Below are 15,480 nucleotides of genomic sequence, written 5' to 3'. Positions count from 1 at the left end.
CGCGGATCGCCGGACAGGGTGAACCGTTGCTCCTCCAACCCCATATGAACCGACAGGAGCCCGCATGACCGAGATCGAATGGTGGGAATATGACGATGCCGACGAAATGGCCGAAGCCGTCGCCGGCGACGTCCGCTTCATCATCGAAAGCGCGCTGGACGCTCGCGGCGGCGCGGTGATCGCGCTGCCCGGCGGCAAGACGCCGCTTCCCATCTATGACAAGCTGGCCGAAGCCAAGCTCGACTGGAAGCGGGTGACCATCGTGCCCACGGACGACCGGCTGGTGCCGATGGGCGACGCCTTGTCCAACATCACCAGCATCGGCAAGGCCTTCATCCCCGAGGGCGCGCGCGTGATGCCCATCACCAGCGAACAGGCCGAGGATTACAAGGCGGCCGGCCGCGCCGCGGATGCAAGGCTGCAGGATGTCCACTGGCCGCTCGACCTTTGCCTGCTGGGCGTCGGCGCCGATGGTCATACCGCCTCGATCTTTCCCGGCCCCGATCTCGACGAAGCGCTGCACGGTCCCAAGGAGCGCCGCGCACTGGGCGTGAAGCCCGATCCGATGCCCGAAGATGCGCCGGTGCCCCGGGTAAGCCTGTCGCTCGCATCGATCGTCTCCGCTCGCGCGCTGCTGCTGGCGGTCACGGGCCGCAAGAAGCGGGAGGTGATCGAAGCCGCGGTTCAGGAAGGCGTCGCCTCCCCCTATCCCATCGGACGCGTTCTGGCCGGCGCCGAACTACCGGTCGACATTCACTGGAGCGAATAATGGCCCTGCATCCCGAAGTCGCCGCCGTCACCGACCGCGTCATCGACGCATCGAAGGAAACGCGTCGCCGCTATCTCGACCTCATTCAGCGTGAGCGCGATTCCGGAGCCGACCGGCCGAAACTCGGCTGCGCGAATCTGGCCCATGCCTATGCCGGCACCGACGAACAGCGCGACCAGATGCGATCCGGCCGCGGCATGAATATCGGCATCGTCACCGCCTACAACGACATGCTGTCGGCGCACGCGACCTATTACCGCTATCCCGAACAGATGAAGGTCTGGGCGCTGGAGGTTGGCGCGACGGCGCAGGTGGCGGGCGGCGTGCCCGCGATGTGCGACGGCGTGACGCAGGGTTACTCGGGCATGGAGCTGTCCTTGTTCAGCCGCGACACGATCGCGCTGTCGACCGCCGTGGCGCTCAGCCACCGCACGTTCGAGGGCGCGGCCCTGCTCGGTATCTGCGACAAGATCGTGCCGGGACTGTTAATGGGTGCGCTGCGCTTCGGCCATTTGCCGATGGTGATGATTCCCGGCGGCCCGATGCGCTCGGGCCTCGCCAACAAGGAAAAGGCTCGCGTCCGCGAGCAATATGCCGAGGGCAAGATCAGCCGCGAGGAACTGCTCGATGCAGAGGTCGCCGCCTATCACGGCAAGGGCACCTGCACCTTTTACGGCACTGCCAACTCCAATCAGATGATGATGGAGGCGATGGGCCTGCACATACCCGGCGCGGCATTCGTCAATCCGGGCACGAAGCTGCGCCAGGAACTGACCCGCGCGGCAGTGCAGCGGGTCGCGCAACTGAGCTGGGACGGCGACGATTACCGGCCGTTGGGCAAGTGCGTCGACGAACGCGCGATCGTCAATGCGGCGGTCGCGCTGCTCGCGACGGGCGGGTCGACCAACCACCTGATCCACCTGCCGGCGATCGCCCGGTCGGCGGGCATCGTTCTGGACTGGGAGGATTTCGACCGCCTTTCCAAGGTCGTGCCGCTCATCACGCGCGTCTATCCCAACGGCTCCGCCGACGTGAACGCGTTCGAGGATGCCGGCGGCCCCCCGTTCGTTATTCGCGAGATGACGCGGGGCGGCCTCATGCATGCCGACATTACCACGATCGCCGAAGGCGGCTTCGGAAGCTATGGTACGAAACCGGCGATCGAAGACGACCGCCTCGTCTGGAACACGCTGCCCGAAAAAAGCGGCGACGACGGCATCGTGCGCACGCTTGATGCTCCTTTCTGGCATGAGGGCGGCTTCCGTATCCTGCAGGGCAATCTCGGCCGTGCCTGTATCAAGATCAGCGCCGTGGAGGAGGATCGCTGGGTCATCGAGGCGCCGGCCCGCGTCTTTTCCGATCAGGCTCAGGTACAGGCCGCCTTCAAGGCCGGCGAACTGGATCAGGACGTCGTCGTCGTCGTTCGCTTTCAGGGGCCCAGGGCCAACGGCATGCCCGAACTGCACAAGCTCACTCCGCCGCTCGGCGTGCTGCAGAATCGCGGCTTTCGCGTCGCGCTGGTCACCGACGGGCGGATGTCGGGCGCCAGCGGCAAGGTGCCGTGCGCGATCCACCTCAGCCCGGAAGCGTTGGGCGGCGGGCCGCTCGGCAAGGTGCGTGATGGCGACGTCATCCGCCTCGATGCCAACGCCAACACGCTGCAGGTGCTGGTCGACGACGCGGAGTGGAATGCGCGCGAACTGGCCCCGCCGCCGGCCTCGGTCGAGGGCACGGGTCGCGAGCTGTTCGCCCTGATGCGCAACGGCGCGAACGAGGCGGAACAGGGCGCATCCGCCCTTCTGGCGCAAGCCGAGCTGTAACCGGTTCCCAGCAGCAGGCGGCCGCGATAAAGCGAGCCCGCCTGCAATTCGAGGAGAGAGCATGGAAATCGTATCGGTCGATATCGGGGGAACGCATGCCCGCTTTGCCCTTGCCGAGGTGGAAAACGGCAAGGTGCTTTCGCTGAGCGAGCCGACCACGTTGAAAACGGCCGAACACGCAAGCCTGCAATTGGCGTGGCAGGCCTATGAGCGTCAGCTCGGCCGTCCCCTGCCCAGCGCCGGCGCGATCGCGATCGCGTCGCCCATCGGCGGCGATGTCATCAAGCTGACCAACAATCCCTGGATCATCCGCCCCGCCCTGATCCACGAGCGGCTGGGCCTGGAGCGTTATTCGCTGATCAACGATTTCGGCGCCGTCGGCCACGCCGTGGCGCAGGTCGGCGACGATCACTTCCTGCACATTTGCGGCCCGGATGCGCCCTTTCCGGAACGCGGCGCGATTACCGTGTGCGGTCCCGGCACGGGCCTGGGCGTGGCGCAGGTCTTCTGGTCGAATAGCGGCTATCACGTAATCGAGACCGAGGGCGGTCACATGGATTTCTCGCCCGTCGACAATCTGGAAGATGCGATGCTGCGCCGACTGCGCAGCAGCTATACCCGGGTTTCGGCCGAACGCATCTGCGCCGGACCGGGCATCGTCGCCATCTATGAAGCGATGGCGCAGATCGAGGGCCGCTCCATCGCCAGTCTGACCGACCGGCAGATCTGGAACCTGGCGTTCGAGGGCAAGGACAGCCTGGCGTCGGCCGCACTCGACCGCTTCTGCCTTGCGCTCGGCACCGTCGCAGGCAATCTGGCGCTGGCCCATGGTCCAAAGGGCGTGGTGATCGCCGGCGGGCTCGGCCTGCGGCTGAAGGATCACCTCGTCCGCTCCGGTTTCGAGGACCGCTTCGTGGCGAAGGGACGGTTTCAATCCCTGATGAAATCCATCCCCGTCAAACTGATCACCCATCCGCAACCCGGCCTGTTCGGCGCGGCTGCGGCCTATGCGCAGGAACACACGCTATGACCATTCAGACCATCATGCGCACCAGCGCCGTCATTCCCGTCCTGGTCGTGGAGGACCCGGCAGAGGCCCGGCCGATGGCCGAGGCGTTGGTCCGCGGCGGGCTGCGCGTGCTCGAAGTGACCATGCGCACCGATGCCGCGCTGGATGTGATCCGCGAAATGAAGCGCGTGGACGGCGCAATCGTCGGCGCCGGTACCGTAGTCGATGCGCAGCAGGTGACGCAGGTGATCGACGCCGGCGCCGAGTTCATCGTGTCCCCAGGTCTGACGGAAACGGTCGCGCGACCCGTGATCGACGCGAACGTGGCGTTCCTGCCCGGAATCGCCAATGCCGGCGACATCATGCGCGGACTCGACCTCGGGCTCGAACATTTCAAGTTCTTCCCGGCCGAAGCGTCGGGCGGGCTCAAAGCGCTGAAAGCGCTTGCGGCACCGTTCCGGCAATGCAGGTTCTGCCCCACCGGCGGTATCAGCGAAGCAACGGCGCCCGAATGGCTGGCGTTCGAGCCGGTCCTGTGCGTCGGCGGAAGCTGGGTCGCGGGCGGATCGGCCGAAGAGATCGAAGCCAAGGCGAAAAAGGCGGCCGCACTGGCGCGCTGACGCCGCCTTTGCTTCGCGCGCGGGCCGTTACATCTCGCCGCGTTTCCGGCGGATCGCATACCATTTGCGCACGTTGGCGTTATGCTCTTCCAGCGTATCGGAAAACACGTGCCCGCCCGTGCCGTCGGCGACGAAATAGAGCGCATCCGATTGCGCCGGATGCAGCACGGCGTCGATCGACGCGCGGCCGGGATTGGCGATCGGGCCGGCCGGCAGCCCGGCCTCGGCATAGGTATTGTAGCCGTTCTTCGCGGTCAGTTCCGACTGCCTGATCCGCCGGCCCAGGGGCTTGCCCCGGGTGATCGGATAGATCACGGTCGGATCGGCTTGCAGCAGCATGCCCTTTTCCAGGCGGTTGGAATAGACGGCGGCGACCATGCGGCGCTCCTGCGGCTTCGCCGTTTCCTTTTCCACGATGGAGGCCAGGATCAGCGCCTCGCGCGGTGTCTCCACGGCGATATCCGCGGCGCGCTTCGCCCAGGCCCGGGCCAGATAGTCGCGCATCGCCCGCTGCATCCGGGCCAGGATCGCCGCGCGTGTATCGCCGCGCTGATAGCTGTAACTGTCGGGCAGTACCGTCCCCTCTTCCGGCACCGCCACCTTGCCCGAGAGTTCGGGCGTCGCCATCAGCGTCTCGTACACCATTATCGACGGCAGCCCCTCGGGAATGGTGACAAAGCGCTGCAGCGTGTCGCCGCTTTCCATCATGCCGAGGATTTTCGACTGGCTGGCACGGGCCGGCAGCAGATACTCGCCTGCGCGGATCGGCTCGCCGGAACCGAAAACCTTCGCCAGCAACAGAAAACGTCGGGCGGACGGGATTGCGCCGGCGTCTTCCAGCCTTTCGGCGGCATCGGTCAGCGTCGCACCCCGCGGCACGACCACCGTAACGGCTTTTGGCGCCGGCCCCGCACCGTTCCAGCTCTGCACGACGAAGAACAGCGCGGCGACCGCCGTCAGGGCGATAACGATGCCGAAACAGCCGAGTTTGCGCATCAACTACGCCCCCCAATGCGTCCTTGTCGAACCTGTCGAAGCACTGCTCTTCCTCTTGTCGAACATAAGGAAATACAGCCCTTCGACACGTTCAGGACAAACGGCGGGGTGGGCCGGCCTAGAGCGGCGCGCCCTAAATCTGACCCCTATCGTTCGCCCTGAGCTTGTCGAAGCCTGTCCTGAGCGGCTGGCTTTGCCAGCCAGCCGAAGGGGGCCGCTTTTCTCCTTCACCTCCACGCCAAGCAAGAACGGTGCTTCGACAAGCTCAGCACGAACGGTTCTGATTTAAGGCTTGATGCCCTAGACGGCCCGCATCACCAGCGACGCATTGGTGCCGCCGAAGCCGAAGCTGTTGTTGAGCACGGCCTTGACCTTGCGCTCCTTCGCCTGATGCGGGACGAGATCGACGCCGGCGCAATTCTCGCTCGGATTGTCGAGATTGAGCGTCGGCGGCACAATCTGGTCGCGCATGGCGAGGATGCAGAAGATGCTTTCCACCGCACCGGCGCCGCCCAGCAAATGACCGATCGCCGACTTCGTCGAACTCATCGACATGCCGCCGACCGCATCGCCGAAAAGGCGGCGAACGGCGCCCAGTTCAAGTTCGTCGCCGAGCGGCGTCGACGTGCCGTGCGCGTTCACGTAATCGATATCCGACAATGACAGGCCCGACTTCCTCATCGCCATTTCCATCGCGCGATAGGCGCCCGCCCCTTCCGGATGCGGCGCGGTGACGTGATAGGCGTCTCCCGACAGGCCGTACCCGATGACTTCGGCATAGATGGTGGCGCCGCGAGCCTTCGCCCGCTCATATTCCTCCAGCACCACGACTCCGGCGCCTTCGCCCATGACGAAGCCGTCGCGGTCCCGGTCATAGGGCCGGCTGCCCCTGGTCGGATCGTCGCGGAAGCCGGTCGAAAGCGCGCGCGCCTGGCCGAAACCAGCAATGCCGATCGGGCAGATCGCGCTTTCCGCGCCGCCCGCCAGCATGACGTCGGCATCGTCCATCGCGATCATCCGCGCGGCGTCGCCGATCGAATGCGCACCGGTGGAGCAGGCGGTCACCACGGCATGATTCGGCCCCATCAGGCCGTATTTGATCGAGACCTGGCCCGAGATCAGGTTGATCAGCCGACCGTGGACGAAGTGCGGGGAAACGCGCTTCGGCCCCTTATGCTCGAGCACCAGCGATTCGCTTTCGATACCCGGAAGTCCGCCGATGCCCGATCCGATCGAACAGCCGGCGCGCAGGCGCTCTTCCTCGCTCATGTCCGTCAGGCCGGCATCCTCGATGGCCTGGCCGGCGGCGTCGATGCCGAAGACGATGAACGGGTCGACCTGACGCTGAATCTTGTGATCGACGCGCTTGCCGGCGTCGAAGCCGTATTCGTGGTCGGCGGCTTTCACTTCACAGGCATAGTCGGTGTGAAAGTCGGTTGCGTCGAAACGCGTGATGGTGGCGGCGCCGGATTTCGCGCCGATGATGTTCTTCCAGCTCGTTTCGACGTCGGCACCCAACGGGGTGACGAGGCCCAGTCCGGTCACGACTACGCGACGCATGCTGTCTCTCCGTACCTCTTCCATAAGCGAACGGCTTTCCGCCCGGTCGGCGCTTGGCCTGCGGGGCGGAAAGCCGTCCGGGTCACATTCCGGCCCACGGGTGGGCGGACGATCGCGGCGTGGGCGATCAGCCCTTGTGCTCGTCGATGTAGTTGATCGCGTCCTTGACGGTCGTGATCTTCTCCGCGGCGTCGTCCGGAATCTCGACGCCGAATTCTTCCTCGAACGCCATGACCAGCTCGACGATGTCAAGGCTGTCCGCGCCCAGATCGTCGATGAAGCTGGCATCCTCGGTCACCTTGTCGGCTTCGACGCCCAGATGCTCGACGACGATCTTGCGTACCCGATCGGCGGTCTCGCTCATTATCCCTGTTCCTCTTCTGGCTGGGTATTGGAAATTCCTGATCGCACCTAGAGCGGGCTTGGCCGCCTGACAAGAGGCAGACACAGGCAAACACCGCCCGGATACGCGAATTTCCGGCTCGTTTCACGGCACTTGCGGCATTTTTCACCGCGAAAGTGGGTCAGAGCATCGCCATGCCGCCATTCACGTGCAGCGTCTGGCCCGTGACATAGCCTGCTTCCCTGCTGGCGAGATAGACGACCGCCGCGCCGATATCGTCACCTTCGCCCAGCTTGCCCGCCGGAATCCGCCCCGTCAGCGCTTCCTTCTGCGCATCGGGCAGCACGTCGGTCATGGCCGAGCGGATGAAGCCCGGCGCGACGCAATTGACCGTGATCCCGCGCGACGCGAGTTCCTGCGCCAGCGCCTTGGACATGCCGACCAGGCCGGCCTTGGACGCGGCGTAATTGGCCTGGCCCGGATTGCCGGTCGCGCCGACGACCGAGGTGATCGAGACGATGCGGCCGAAGCGCGCTTTCATCATCGGCCTGGCGGCGGCACGGGCAAGGCGGAAGGCGGCTTCCAGGTTCACCTTGATGACCTGCTCCCACTCCTCATCCTTCATCCGCATGGCGAGGTTGTCCCGCGTGACGCCGGCGTTGTTGACCAGGATATCGAGCTTCCCGAGCGCTTCGACCGCCTGCGGCACGAGCTGGTCGACCGCGGCACCATCGGACAGGTTGCACGGCAGTGTCACATGATCACCGCCCAGCTCCGCCTTGAACGCTTCCAGTTTTTCAACATTGGAACCTGACAGGGCAAGCCGTGCCCCCTGCCTCGCCAGCGCCCTGGCGATCGCCGAACCGATACCGCCACTGGCGCCGGTCACCAGCGCCGTCATGCCTGTAAGATCGAACATTTCAACATCCTTTGGTTGGTTCGCGCAGAGGCGCGGAGAGCGCAGAGGGATCGTAGTCGTTCACCGGACGGCGCACGCCCTCCTTCAAGGTTTCCCCGCCGAAATTTATAAGCAGCCCAACGGGCTGCTTGGTCAATCGAACGTAGGTCAGAAGCTGCTTCGCGTGCACCTTGGCCAGTTGTTCGACCGATTTGATCTCGATCAGGACACGGCCATTGATCAGAAGGTCAATTCGGAAAGCAGCCTCGCACCGGACATTTTCAAACGCAATGTCCACCGGAAACTGACGCAGCACAGAATAGCCCATGGACGTCAGGCGCGCCGCCAGCACAGCTTCATAGACGCTCTCAAGCAGTCCCGGCCCCAGATCGCGATGGACCCGGATCGAGACAGCCAGCAGGTCGCCGGTAATCCGATCGATATCTTCTACGCCCCCTCCGCGTGCTCTGCGCCTCTGCGCGAACGTTTAAAGCCCCTTCGCCAACGCCTCGATGTCCTCCATCGTGACGACACTCGTCTGCGTCGTGTCGGGTGCGGTGCGCTTTACCATTGCGCTCAGCACCTTGCCGCCCAGCTCCACGAAATCGTCCACGCCCGCCTCCGTCATCGCGAGCACCGATTCGCGCCAACGCACCATGCCCGTCACCTGCTCGACCAGGAGCGCGCGGATGGTGTCCGGATCGGCGACCGCGGCCGCGGTCACATTGGCAAAGACCGGCAGCAGCGGACTGCGGATCGCAACATCGGCGAGCGCCTTCTCCATCGCATCGGCGGCGGGCTGCATCATCGGGCAGTGGAACGGCGCGGATACCGGCAGCAGGATCGCGCGCTTCGCTCCCATTTCCCTGGCCAGCGGCACGGCGCGCTCGACGGCGGCCCTGGCGCCCGAGATCACCACCTGGCTCGGGTCATTGTCGTTCGCGACGGTGCAGACCTCGCCTTCGGCCGCGGCATCGGCGATCGCTTGCGCCTTTTCCCGGTCGGCGCCGAGCACCGCCGCCATCGCCCCCTCGCCCACCGGTACGGCGGCCTGCATCGCCCGGCCTCGCTGCTTGAGCAGTTTCGCCGTGGTCGACAGGTCGAGCGCCTCCGCCGCGCACAAGGCGGTATATTCGCCCAGGCTGTGCCCCGCGACGAAATCGGCCTTGTCGGCAAGGCGGATGCCGCCTTCTTTCTCCAGCACCCGCAAAACGGCGACGGCATTGGCCATGATCGCCGGCTGGGCATTCTCGGTCAGCGTCAGCTCGTCCTCGGGTCCCTCGGCCATCAGCCGGGCGAGATTCTGGCCCAGCGCCTCATCGACCTCCTCGAATACCTGACGGGCGATCGGGCTCGCTTCGGCGAGCGCCTGGCCCATGCCGACGGCCTGGCTGCCCTGGCCGGGAAAGATGAAAGCGCGCAACGGACATCTCCATGAAATCTGCAATCGGCGGCGGGATTAGGCAGGTTCGCCGCATCCGTCAAAAGGCCGCGACAAATTGCGACCAATTTCCACCCTTCGGGGACATTTGGGCGACATTCCCCTTCCATATTGGTCTCATCGCCGGATCGGCGGAACCATGAAGGAGTAGCAACGATGAAAAAGATCATTCTAGCCGCCGCAGCCGCCTCGATGCTCGCGACACCGGCGCTCGCCGCACCGCGTCACGACAACCATCAGCGTGAACCGCAGCGGGCGACCGTGGTCCACCAGGCGCCGCAACGCACCGCCGTCGATCGGACGGTCCGCCGCACACCGGCGGTTCAGCATCGCACATGGCAGCGCGGACAACGTTTCGACGCGCGCAACGCCCGCAATTACCGGGAAGTCGACTATCGTCGCTATCGCGGGTTGCAGGCGCCGCCGCGCGGCTATCACTGGGTGCAGTCGGGCAATGATGCGGTTCTCGTCAGCATCGCCAGCGGCCTGATCGGCGCGGTTATCGGAGGTGCGATCTTCAACTAGACCTTGGTTGAAAGGTTCTCCGGGACGGGGCGAAAGTTCATGCTTTCGCCCCGGCTTGGTGGATCGCGGGGTTGCAAAACGCTTCGATCTGCCGCATAGGGCGCGCGATCGGGCTGGGGCACGCAAGTGCTTCGGCCCTGATTACTTTTGGCAGACGACAGCCGGAGGGGCGCATCGCATGGGGCGGGCGTCAGCGATCGGCCAAACAGAGAGAAGAAGCACATGGCTCTATACGAGCACGTCTTCCTTGCGCGCCAGGATCTGGCACAGGCGCAGGTGGACACGCTGGCGGAGACCGCCACCAAGATCGTCGAGGACAATGAGGGCAAGGTCGTCAAGACCGAGACCTGGGGCCTGCGCAGCCTCGCCTATCGCATCAAGAACAACCGCAAGGCGCATTTCGTCATGCTCGAAATCGACGCGCCGACCGCCGTCGTGGCCGAGCTGGAGCGTCAGACGGCGATCAACGAGGACGTGATCCGCTATATGACCGTGCGCGTGGACGAGCACGAGCAGGGTCCGTCGGTGATGATGCGCAAGGGTGATCGCGACAATCGTCGCGGCCGCCGCAACGATTAAGCGAGGGAGGCTCCAACCATGGCACGACCGTTTTTCCGCCGCCGCAAGAGCTGCCCCTTTTCGGGCAAGAACGCTCCGGTCATCGATTACAAGGACGTTCGCCTGCTGCAGGGCTTCGTGTCCGAGCGCGGCAAGATCGTCCCGTCGCGCATTACCAGCGTGAGCGCGAAGAAGCAGCGCGAACTGGCCAAGGCCATCAAGCGCGCCCGTCATCTGGGCCTGCTGCCCTATATCGTTAAGTAAGGAACGCCGACATGGACGTCATTCTGCTTGAACGCGTCGAAAAGCTCGGCGCCATCGGCGACGTGGTGAAGGTGCGCGACGGCTACGCCCGCAACTTCCTGCTGCCGAACAAGAAGGCGCTGCGCGCCAACGAAGCCAACAAGAAGATCTTCGACGCCAATCGCGAACGGCTCGAAAAGGAAAATGCCGAAAAGCGCGCCGAGGCCGAGAAGGAGGGCAAGGGCATCGACGGCACCGTCCTGACGCTGATCCGTCAGTCGTCGAATGCCGGCCAGCTCTACGGCTCGGTCGCGGTTCGCGACATCGTCGAGATACTCGAAAGCGAAAACCACAAGATCCACAAGTCGCAGGTCGTGCTGGAACGCCCGATCAAGACGATCGGCATGCACGATGTCCGCATCGTCCTGCACCCGGAGGTGTCGGTGACCATTCAGGTCAACGTCGCCCGCTCGCCCGAAGAGGCCGAATTGCAGGAACAGGGCGTCGACGTCATGGCGCAGATGTTCGAGGAAGGCCGCGACACCGGCGGCTTCACCGAGGATCGCGATCCCAATGCAGAGCCGGGCGAGATCACGCCCGCGCCGACCGACGGCGACGAAGCCGCGGCCGGAGACGAAACCGAGCAGACCACCCAGGCCTGATCGCGTCCCGCAAAAGCAAAGAAAAGGGCCGTCCGGACATCTCCGGGCGGCCCTTTTTTATTCGATTTTGGTCGTCATCGCGGTCAGGGCACCATTACGCACGCGCTGACCACCGCGGCGAGCGGAATGAGCGACAGGACGACGGGTACGATCTTACGCATGGCTGACATTCGTTCTCGATATTGCAGTTATCGCGAACAATGCACGAACCGCCGGAAAGTTGCCGGCGGATGAACGGCTCGACCGCCGCGCCCGCCGATGTCATTAGCGCTGCCGGAACAACAGGGACGGTGGCGCATGGCGCAGACGCAAACATCCGAGGACCGCATCATATTGGTGACAGGCGCCGGTCGCGGCCTCGGTCGTGCGATCGCGCAAGGGTTCGCAGCGTCAGGCGTTCACGTCATCCTGCAAGGCAGGAATCCGGATGCGCTCGCAAATACCGCTGAGGCGATCCGCGATCGGGGCGGATCGGCCGCGTCCTGGGTGGTCGACCTTGCGGATGAAGATGCGGTCGGCGCGGGATTGGCCGGACTGCCCGCAATCGACGTTCTGGTGAACAACGCCGGGCACCGCGACCGCCGCCCGCTCCCCGAACTCAGTCGCGCAAGTCTGTGCACGATGCTGGAGGTCAATCTGGTCGCGCCGTTCGATCTGGCGCGGCGGATCGCGCCGGGGATGAATGCGGGCGGGCGGATCATCAACGTGACGTCGATTGCCGGACAGATCGCACGGTCCGGCGATGCCGCCTATACGGCGTCGAAGGGAGGCCTCGATGCCCTCACCCGCGCGCTCGCCGCGGAACTGGGGCCGAAGGCGATAACGGTGAACGCCGTCGCCCCGGGGTTCTTCGCCACCGAAGCGAATGCGGAAATGACCGAGGACGAGGCGATCGCCGAACATCTGCAACGCCGCACATCGCTCGGCCGCTGGGGCCGGCCGGAGGAGATCGTCGGCCCGGTGCTGTTCCTGGCGTCCGATGCCGCCTCCTATATCACCGGACAGGTGCTGGCGGTCGACGGCGGCTACACCGCCCATTTCTGACGGCGATCATCACTTCCGACCGAACAGCTTTTCCACATCGGCCATGCCCAGCTTCACCCAGGTCGGGCGTCCGTGATTGCACTGACCCGAATGCGGCGTCACTTCCATCTCGCGCAACAGGGCGTTCATCTCGGCGACCGACAGCACGCGCCCGGCGCGGACCGAGCCGTGGCACGCCATGGTCGCGGCGACGTGGTCGATGCGTTCCTTCAGGCTGAGCGCCGCATCATAAGCGGCGAGTTCGTCGGCAAGGTCGGTGACCAGCCCGATCACATCCCCCTGCCCCAGCATCGCCGGCACGGACCGTACCAGCATCGCCTTCGCGCCGAAGCGTTCGAGATCGAGCCCGAATTCCGACAATTCCTCCGTTCGCGCTTCCAGGCGATCACATGCCGGCTCGTCCAGTTCGACGACTTCGGGCAACAGCAGTGCCTGCGATTTCACGCCGCCTTCGGCCAGGGCCTTGCGCATGCGTTCGAGGACGAGCCGTTCATGGGCGGCATGCTGATCGACCAGGACGAGACCGTCATCCGCCTCGGCAACGATATAGGTTTTTGCGATCTGGCCGCGCGCGGCGCCGAGCGGGTAATCTACGCCGGCAGGCACGGCCTCCTCGGCAGGTTCGGCGCGCGCCTGGGGCGGTGGCGTCATGAAGCTGGGCCGCGCGTCGTGCACCCGTCCCGGCGCGGCGTAGGACCGTTCCTCCAATGCGAGTTCGCCACCCGGTCCAGGCGGTTGCGGCGCCGGATAGGTCGGCTCGCGCTGCCACGCCCCCAGCGCCGATTCCGACGGCCGCTGCACCGCGCGAAAACCTTCGGCGTCGAGCGCGCGGCGCAGGCCGCTGACGATCAGGCCCCTTGCCAGCGCCGGATCGCGGAAGCGCACTTCCGTTTTCGCCGGATGGACGTTCACGTCGACCGCGTCGGTCGGCACGTCGAGGAACAGCGCCACCACGGCATGACGGTCGCGCGCCAGCATCTCCGCATAGGCGCCGCGCACCGCACCGGTCAGCAGCCGGTCCTTCACCGGACGCCCGTTGACGAACAGATATTGGTGATCGGCAACGCCGCGATTGAAGGTCGGCAGGCTCGCAACCCCGCCCAGCCGCAGCCCTTCGCGTTCCAGATCGACGGCGACGCTGTTCTCGGCCAGTGTGCGGTCGGTAAGCGCTGCTACCCGCGCGGGCCGGCTTTCGTCCGCCTGGACGTTCAGCACGCGCCTGCCGTCATGTTCCAGCGAAAACGCGATGTCGGGCCGGGCCATGGCGAGCCGGCGCACCACGTCCATGCACGCGGCATATTCGCTGCGCGGCGTGCGCAGGAATTTGCGCCGCGCCGGCACGCGGCCGAACAGCGCCTCGACGCGCACGCGCGTGCCGGGCGGAAGCGCCGCGGGACCTTCCTGTTCCATCACGCCGTTGTCGACGATGCGCGACCATCCCTCCGCCCCGCGCACGCGGCTTTCGAGGGTCAGGCGCGCGACGCTGGCGATCGAGGGCAGCGCTTCCCCGCGAAAGCCGAGGGTCTCGACGCGCTCGATGGCATCGTCCGGCAGCTTCGACGTCGCGTGCCGCTCCAGTGCCAGCGCCATCTCGGCGGGTCGCATGCCGCACCCGTCGTCCACGACCTCGACCAGGTCGATGCCGCCAGCCGCGATCCGCACCGCGATTCGCGAGGCACCGGCGTCGATCGCGTTTTCCAACAGTTCCTTGAGCGCGCTGGCGGGGCGTTCGACGACCTCGCCGGCAGCGATACGGTTGACAAGATGTTCGGGTAGACGGCGTATTGACATGGACGCCGGTCTAGCCCAAGCGGCGCCATCCCGCGACCCGCATCCGCCATTTGCACGGTCGGAATCGTTCCGCATCGTGCGAGGTCCGGATCAACATTGTGCGAACTGCCGCGTTCCGGGGCCGACGCGGTTACCGACGGAAGTATTTGATGGTATTCTCCCGCCTTTTCAAATTCATGTCCCAGGACATGGCGATCGATCTCGGAACGGCCAACACGGTCGTCTATCTGCGTGGCCGCGGCGTCGTGCTCAACGAGCCGTCGGTGGTCGCGGTCGAAACGCTGCAGGGCGTTCGCAAGGTCAAGGCGGTCGGTGACGACGCGAAGCTAATGATGGGCAAGACCCCCGGAACCATCGAAGCGATTCGCCCCCTTCGCGACGGCGTCATCGCCGACATCGACGTCGCCGAACAGATGATCAAGCACTTCATCCAGAAGGTGCACGGCCAGCGCCGCTTCATCCGCTGGCCGCAGATCGTGATCTGCGTACCCTCCGGCTCCACTTCCGTCGAGCGCCGCGCGATCCGCGACGCGGCATCGAATGCCGGCGCCAGCCAGGTGTGGCTGATCGAGGAGCCGATGGCCGCGGCCATCGGCGCCGACATGCCGGTGACCGAGCCGATCGGGTCGATGGTCGTCGATATCGGCGGCGGCACGACCGAGGTCGCGGTCCTTTCCCTGCGCGGCCTGGCCTATTCCACCTCCGTGCGCGTCGGCGGCGACAAGATGGACGAGGCGATCGTCTCCTATGTCCGGCGCAACCACAATCTGCTGATCGGCGAATCGACGGCCGAGCGCATCAAGCAGGAGGTCGGAACCGCCAAGCCGCCCGCCGACGGCATCGGCGAGACGATCCACATCAAGGGCCGCGATCTCGTGAACGGCGTGCCCAAGGAAATCCAGATCAACCAGGGCCAGATCGCGGAAGCGCTGTCGGAACCGGTCGGCACCATCATCGAGGGCGTCCGGATCGCGCTGGAAAATACCGCGCCGGAACTCGCCGCCGACATTGTCGATCAGGGCATCGTGCTCACCGGCGGCGGCGCCTTGCTGGCGGGCATCGACGACATGCTGCGCGATGAGACGGGCTTGCCCGTGACGGTTGCCGAAGACCCCCTCACCTGCGTCGCGCTGGGCACCGGCCGCGCGCTTGAGGATCCGATCTTTCGCGGCGTATTGCTCGCCGTCTGATACGCAGGACA

The 15,480-nt window shown here is 65.5% G+C and carries 17 protein-coding genes and 1 pseudogene; 10 read left to right on the top strand and 8 right to left on the bottom strand.

Annotated features, from left to right (window positions below; translation table 11 throughout):
• The first annotated feature begins 64 nt into the window (after positions 1 to 64).
• The 4 genes from pgl to eda all read left to right on the top strand — a co-directional run bounded on the left by pgl (position 65) and on the right by eda (position 4,218).
• On the top strand, positions 65 to 769 hold the full coding sequence (gene pgl / locus RPR59_RS08155; RefSeq protein WP_313912905.1) for a 6-phosphogluconolactonase: 705 nt from the start codon (positions 65 to 67) through the stop codon (positions 767 to 769).
• A complete protein-coding gene (gene edd / locus RPR59_RS08150) occupies positions 769 to 2,589 on the top strand; it encodes a phosphogluconate dehydratase (protein ID WP_313912902.1) in 1,821 nt (606 codons plus the stop codon). Before pgl ends, edd begins: the two co-directional genes overlap by 1 nt.
• Positions 2,590 to 2,650: 61 nt before the next feature.
• Positions 2,651 to 3,619 (top strand): glucokinase, encoded by a 969-nt coding sequence (gene glk / locus RPR59_RS08145; protein WP_313912900.1) that lies wholly within the window; start codon positions 2,651 to 2,653, stop codon positions 3,617 to 3,619.
• Positions 3,616 to 4,218 (top strand): bifunctional 4-hydroxy-2-oxoglutarate aldolase/2-dehydro-3-deoxy-phosphogluconate aldolase, encoded by a 603-nt coding sequence (gene eda, locus RPR59_RS08140; RefSeq protein ID WP_313912898.1) that lies wholly within the window; start codon positions 3,616 to 3,618, stop codon positions 4,216 to 4,218. Before glk ends, eda begins: the two co-directional genes overlap by 4 nt.
• Positions 4,219 to 4,245: 27 nt before the next feature.
• On the opposite strand, the gene mltG is transcribed toward eda, so the two are convergent.
• The 7 genes and pseudogenes from mltG to fabD all read right to left on the bottom strand — a co-directional run bounded on the left by mltG (position 4,246) and on the right by fabD (position 9,438).
• Positions 4,246 to 5,214, bottom strand: a complete 969-nt coding sequence (gene mltG, locus RPR59_RS08135) for an endolytic transglycosylase MltG (RefSeq protein WP_313912896.1) — start codon at positions 5,212 to 5,214, stop codon at positions 4,246 to 4,248.
• A gap of 300 nt (positions 5,215 to 5,514) precedes the next feature.
• Entirely contained in the window at positions 5,515 to 6,774 is a 1,260-nt protein-coding gene (fabF, locus tag RPR59_RS08130) for a beta-ketoacyl-ACP synthase II (protein ID WP_313912894.1), read from the bottom strand.
• A 127-nt stretch (positions 6,775 to 6,901) separates the two neighbouring features.
• On the bottom strand, positions 6,902 to 7,138 hold the full coding sequence (locus RPR59_RS08125) for an acyl carrier protein (RefSeq protein ID WP_313912892.1): 237 nt from the start codon (positions 7,136 to 7,138) through the stop codon (positions 6,902 to 6,904).
• 47 nt (positions 7,139 to 7,185) lie between these two features.
• Positions 7,186 to 7,320, bottom strand: a pseudogene (locus RPR59_RS14895) (hypothetical protein); the annotation flags it as partial.
• Positions 7,299 to 8,036, bottom strand: a complete 738-nt coding sequence (gene fabG, locus RPR59_RS08120) for a 3-oxoacyl-[acyl-carrier-protein] reductase (protein WP_313912890.1) — start codon at positions 8,034 to 8,036, stop codon at positions 7,299 to 7,301. The pseudogene RPR59_RS14895 and the gene fabG, both read right to left, overlap by 22 nt.
• A gap of 1 nt (position 8,037) precedes the next feature.
• Positions 8,038 to 8,391, bottom strand: coding sequence for a GxxExxY protein (locus RPR59_RS08115; RefSeq protein ID WP_313918410.1), 354 nt, complete (start codon positions 8,389 to 8,391; stop codon positions 8,038 to 8,040).
• Between the two features lie 111 nt (positions 8,392 to 8,502).
• Positions 8,503 to 9,438: an ACP S-malonyltransferase gene (gene fabD / locus RPR59_RS08110; RefSeq protein WP_313912888.1), complete on the bottom strand. Its 936-nt coding sequence runs from the start codon at positions 9,436 to 9,438 to the stop codon at positions 8,503 to 8,505.
• Between the two features lie 174 nt (positions 9,439 to 9,612).
• Here fabD and RPR59_RS08105 point away from each other — a divergent pair, with 174 nt between their 5' ends.
• The 5 genes from RPR59_RS08105 to RPR59_RS08085 all read left to right on the top strand — a co-directional run bounded on the left by RPR59_RS08105 (position 9,613) and on the right by RPR59_RS08085 (position 12,488).
• The gene (locus RPR59_RS08105) at positions 9,613 to 9,981 is read left to right on the top strand and encodes an RcnB family protein (protein WP_313912886.1); all 369 of its coding nucleotides are present in this window, start codon (positions 9,613 to 9,615) and stop codon (positions 9,979 to 9,981) included.
• A gap of 222 nt (positions 9,982 to 10,203) precedes the next feature.
• Entirely contained in the window at positions 10,204 to 10,560 is a 357-nt protein-coding gene (gene rpsF, locus RPR59_RS08100; protein ID WP_313912884.1) for a 30S ribosomal protein S6, read from the top strand.
• A gap of 18 nt (positions 10,561 to 10,578) precedes the next feature.
• On the top strand, positions 10,579 to 10,803 hold the full coding sequence (rpsR, locus tag RPR59_RS08095) for a 30S ribosomal protein S18 (protein ID WP_184002304.1): 225 nt from the start codon (positions 10,579 to 10,581) through the stop codon (positions 10,801 to 10,803).
• An 11-nt stretch (positions 10,804 to 10,814) separates the two neighbouring features.
• Positions 10,815 to 11,444 carry a 50S ribosomal protein L9 gene (gene rplI / locus RPR59_RS08090; protein ID WP_313912883.1) on the top strand — a complete coding sequence of 210 codons (630 nt, stop codon included), beginning with the start codon at positions 10,815 to 10,817 and terminating at the stop codon, positions 11,442 to 11,444.
• Between the two features lie 297 nt (positions 11,445 to 11,741).
• Positions 11,742 to 12,488: an SDR family oxidoreductase gene (locus RPR59_RS08085; protein ID WP_313912882.1), complete on the top strand. Its 747-nt coding sequence runs from the start codon at positions 11,742 to 11,744 to the stop codon at positions 12,486 to 12,488.
• Between the two features lie 9 nt (positions 12,489 to 12,497).
• Here RPR59_RS08085 and mutL read toward each other — a convergent pair whose 3' ends face one another.
• Positions 12,498 to 14,279: a DNA mismatch repair endonuclease MutL gene (mutL, locus tag RPR59_RS08080; RefSeq protein ID WP_313912881.1), complete on the bottom strand. Its 1,782-nt coding sequence runs from the start codon at positions 14,277 to 14,279 to the stop codon at positions 12,498 to 12,500.
• 149 nt (positions 14,280 to 14,428) lie between these two features.
• Between mutL and RPR59_RS08075 the strand changes: the two genes are divergently transcribed.
• Positions 14,429 to 15,469, top strand: coding sequence for a rod shape-determining protein (locus RPR59_RS08075; protein ID WP_313912880.1), 1,041 nt, complete (start codon positions 14,429 to 14,431; stop codon positions 15,467 to 15,469).
• Positions 15,470 to 15,480: the final 11 nt, after the last annotated feature.

Origin of the sequence: Stakelama saccharophila, from assembly GCF_032229225.1 — a bacterium.
Taxonomy (GTDB): Bacteria; Pseudomonadota; Alphaproteobacteria; order Sphingomonadales; family Sphingomonadaceae; genus Sphingomonas; species Sphingomonas saccharophila.
The sequence above is the reverse complement of the archived record's forward strand: the minus strand, read 5'-3'. Positions and strand labels throughout refer to the sequence as shown.

Excerpts from the sequence above, each read along its gene's own strand:
- pgl (WP_313912905.1), top strand. The coding sequence starts at position 65 with ATGACCGAGATCGAATGGTGGGAATATGACGATGCCGACGAAATGGCC.
- edd (WP_313912902.1), top strand. The coding sequence starts at position 769 with ATGGCCCTGCATCCCGAAGTCGCCGCCGTCACCGACCGCGTCATCGAC.
- glk (WP_313912900.1), top strand. The coding sequence starts at position 2,651 with ATGGAAATCGTATCGGTCGATATCGGGGGAACGCATGCCCGCTTTGCC.
- eda (WP_313912898.1), top strand. The coding sequence starts at position 3,616 with ATGACCATTCAGACCATCATGCGCACCAGCGCCGTCATTCCCGTCCTG.
- mltG (WP_313912896.1), bottom strand. The coding sequence starts at position 5,214 with ATGCGCAAACTCGGCTGTTTCGGCATCGTTATCGCCCTGACGGCGGTC.
- fabF (WP_313912894.1), bottom strand. The coding sequence starts at position 6,774 with ATGCGTCGCGTAGTCGTGACCGGACTGGGCCTCGTCACCCCGTTGGGT.
- RPR59_RS08125 (WP_313912892.1), bottom strand. The coding sequence starts at position 7,138 with ATGAGCGAGACCGCCGATCGGGTACGCAAGATCGTCGTCGAGCATCTG.
- fabG (WP_313912890.1), bottom strand. The coding sequence starts at position 8,036 with ATGTTCGATCTTACAGGCATGACGGCGCTGGTGACCGGCGCCAGTGGC.
- RPR59_RS08105 (WP_313912886.1), top strand. The coding sequence starts at position 9,613 with ATGAAAAAGATCATTCTAGCCGCCGCAGCCGCCTCGATGCTCGCGACA.
- rpsF (WP_313912884.1), top strand. The coding sequence starts at position 10,204 with ATGGCTCTATACGAGCACGTCTTCCTTGCGCGCCAGGATCTGGCACAG.
- rpsR (WP_184002304.1), top strand. The coding sequence starts at position 10,579 with ATGGCACGACCGTTTTTCCGCCGCCGCAAGAGCTGCCCCTTTTCGGGC.
- rplI (WP_313912883.1), top strand. The coding sequence starts at position 10,815 with ATGGACGTCATTCTGCTTGAACGCGTCGAAAAGCTCGGCGCCATCGGC.
- RPR59_RS08085 (WP_313912882.1), top strand. The coding sequence starts at position 11,742 with ATGGCGCAGACGCAAACATCCGAGGACCGCATCATATTGGTGACAGGC.
- mutL (WP_313912881.1), bottom strand. The coding sequence starts at position 14,279 with ATGTCAATACGCCGTCTACCCGAACATCTTGTCAACCGTATCGCTGCC.
- RPR59_RS08075 (WP_313912880.1), top strand. The coding sequence starts at position 14,429 with ATGGTATTCTCCCGCCTTTTCAAATTCATGTCCCAGGACATGGCGATC.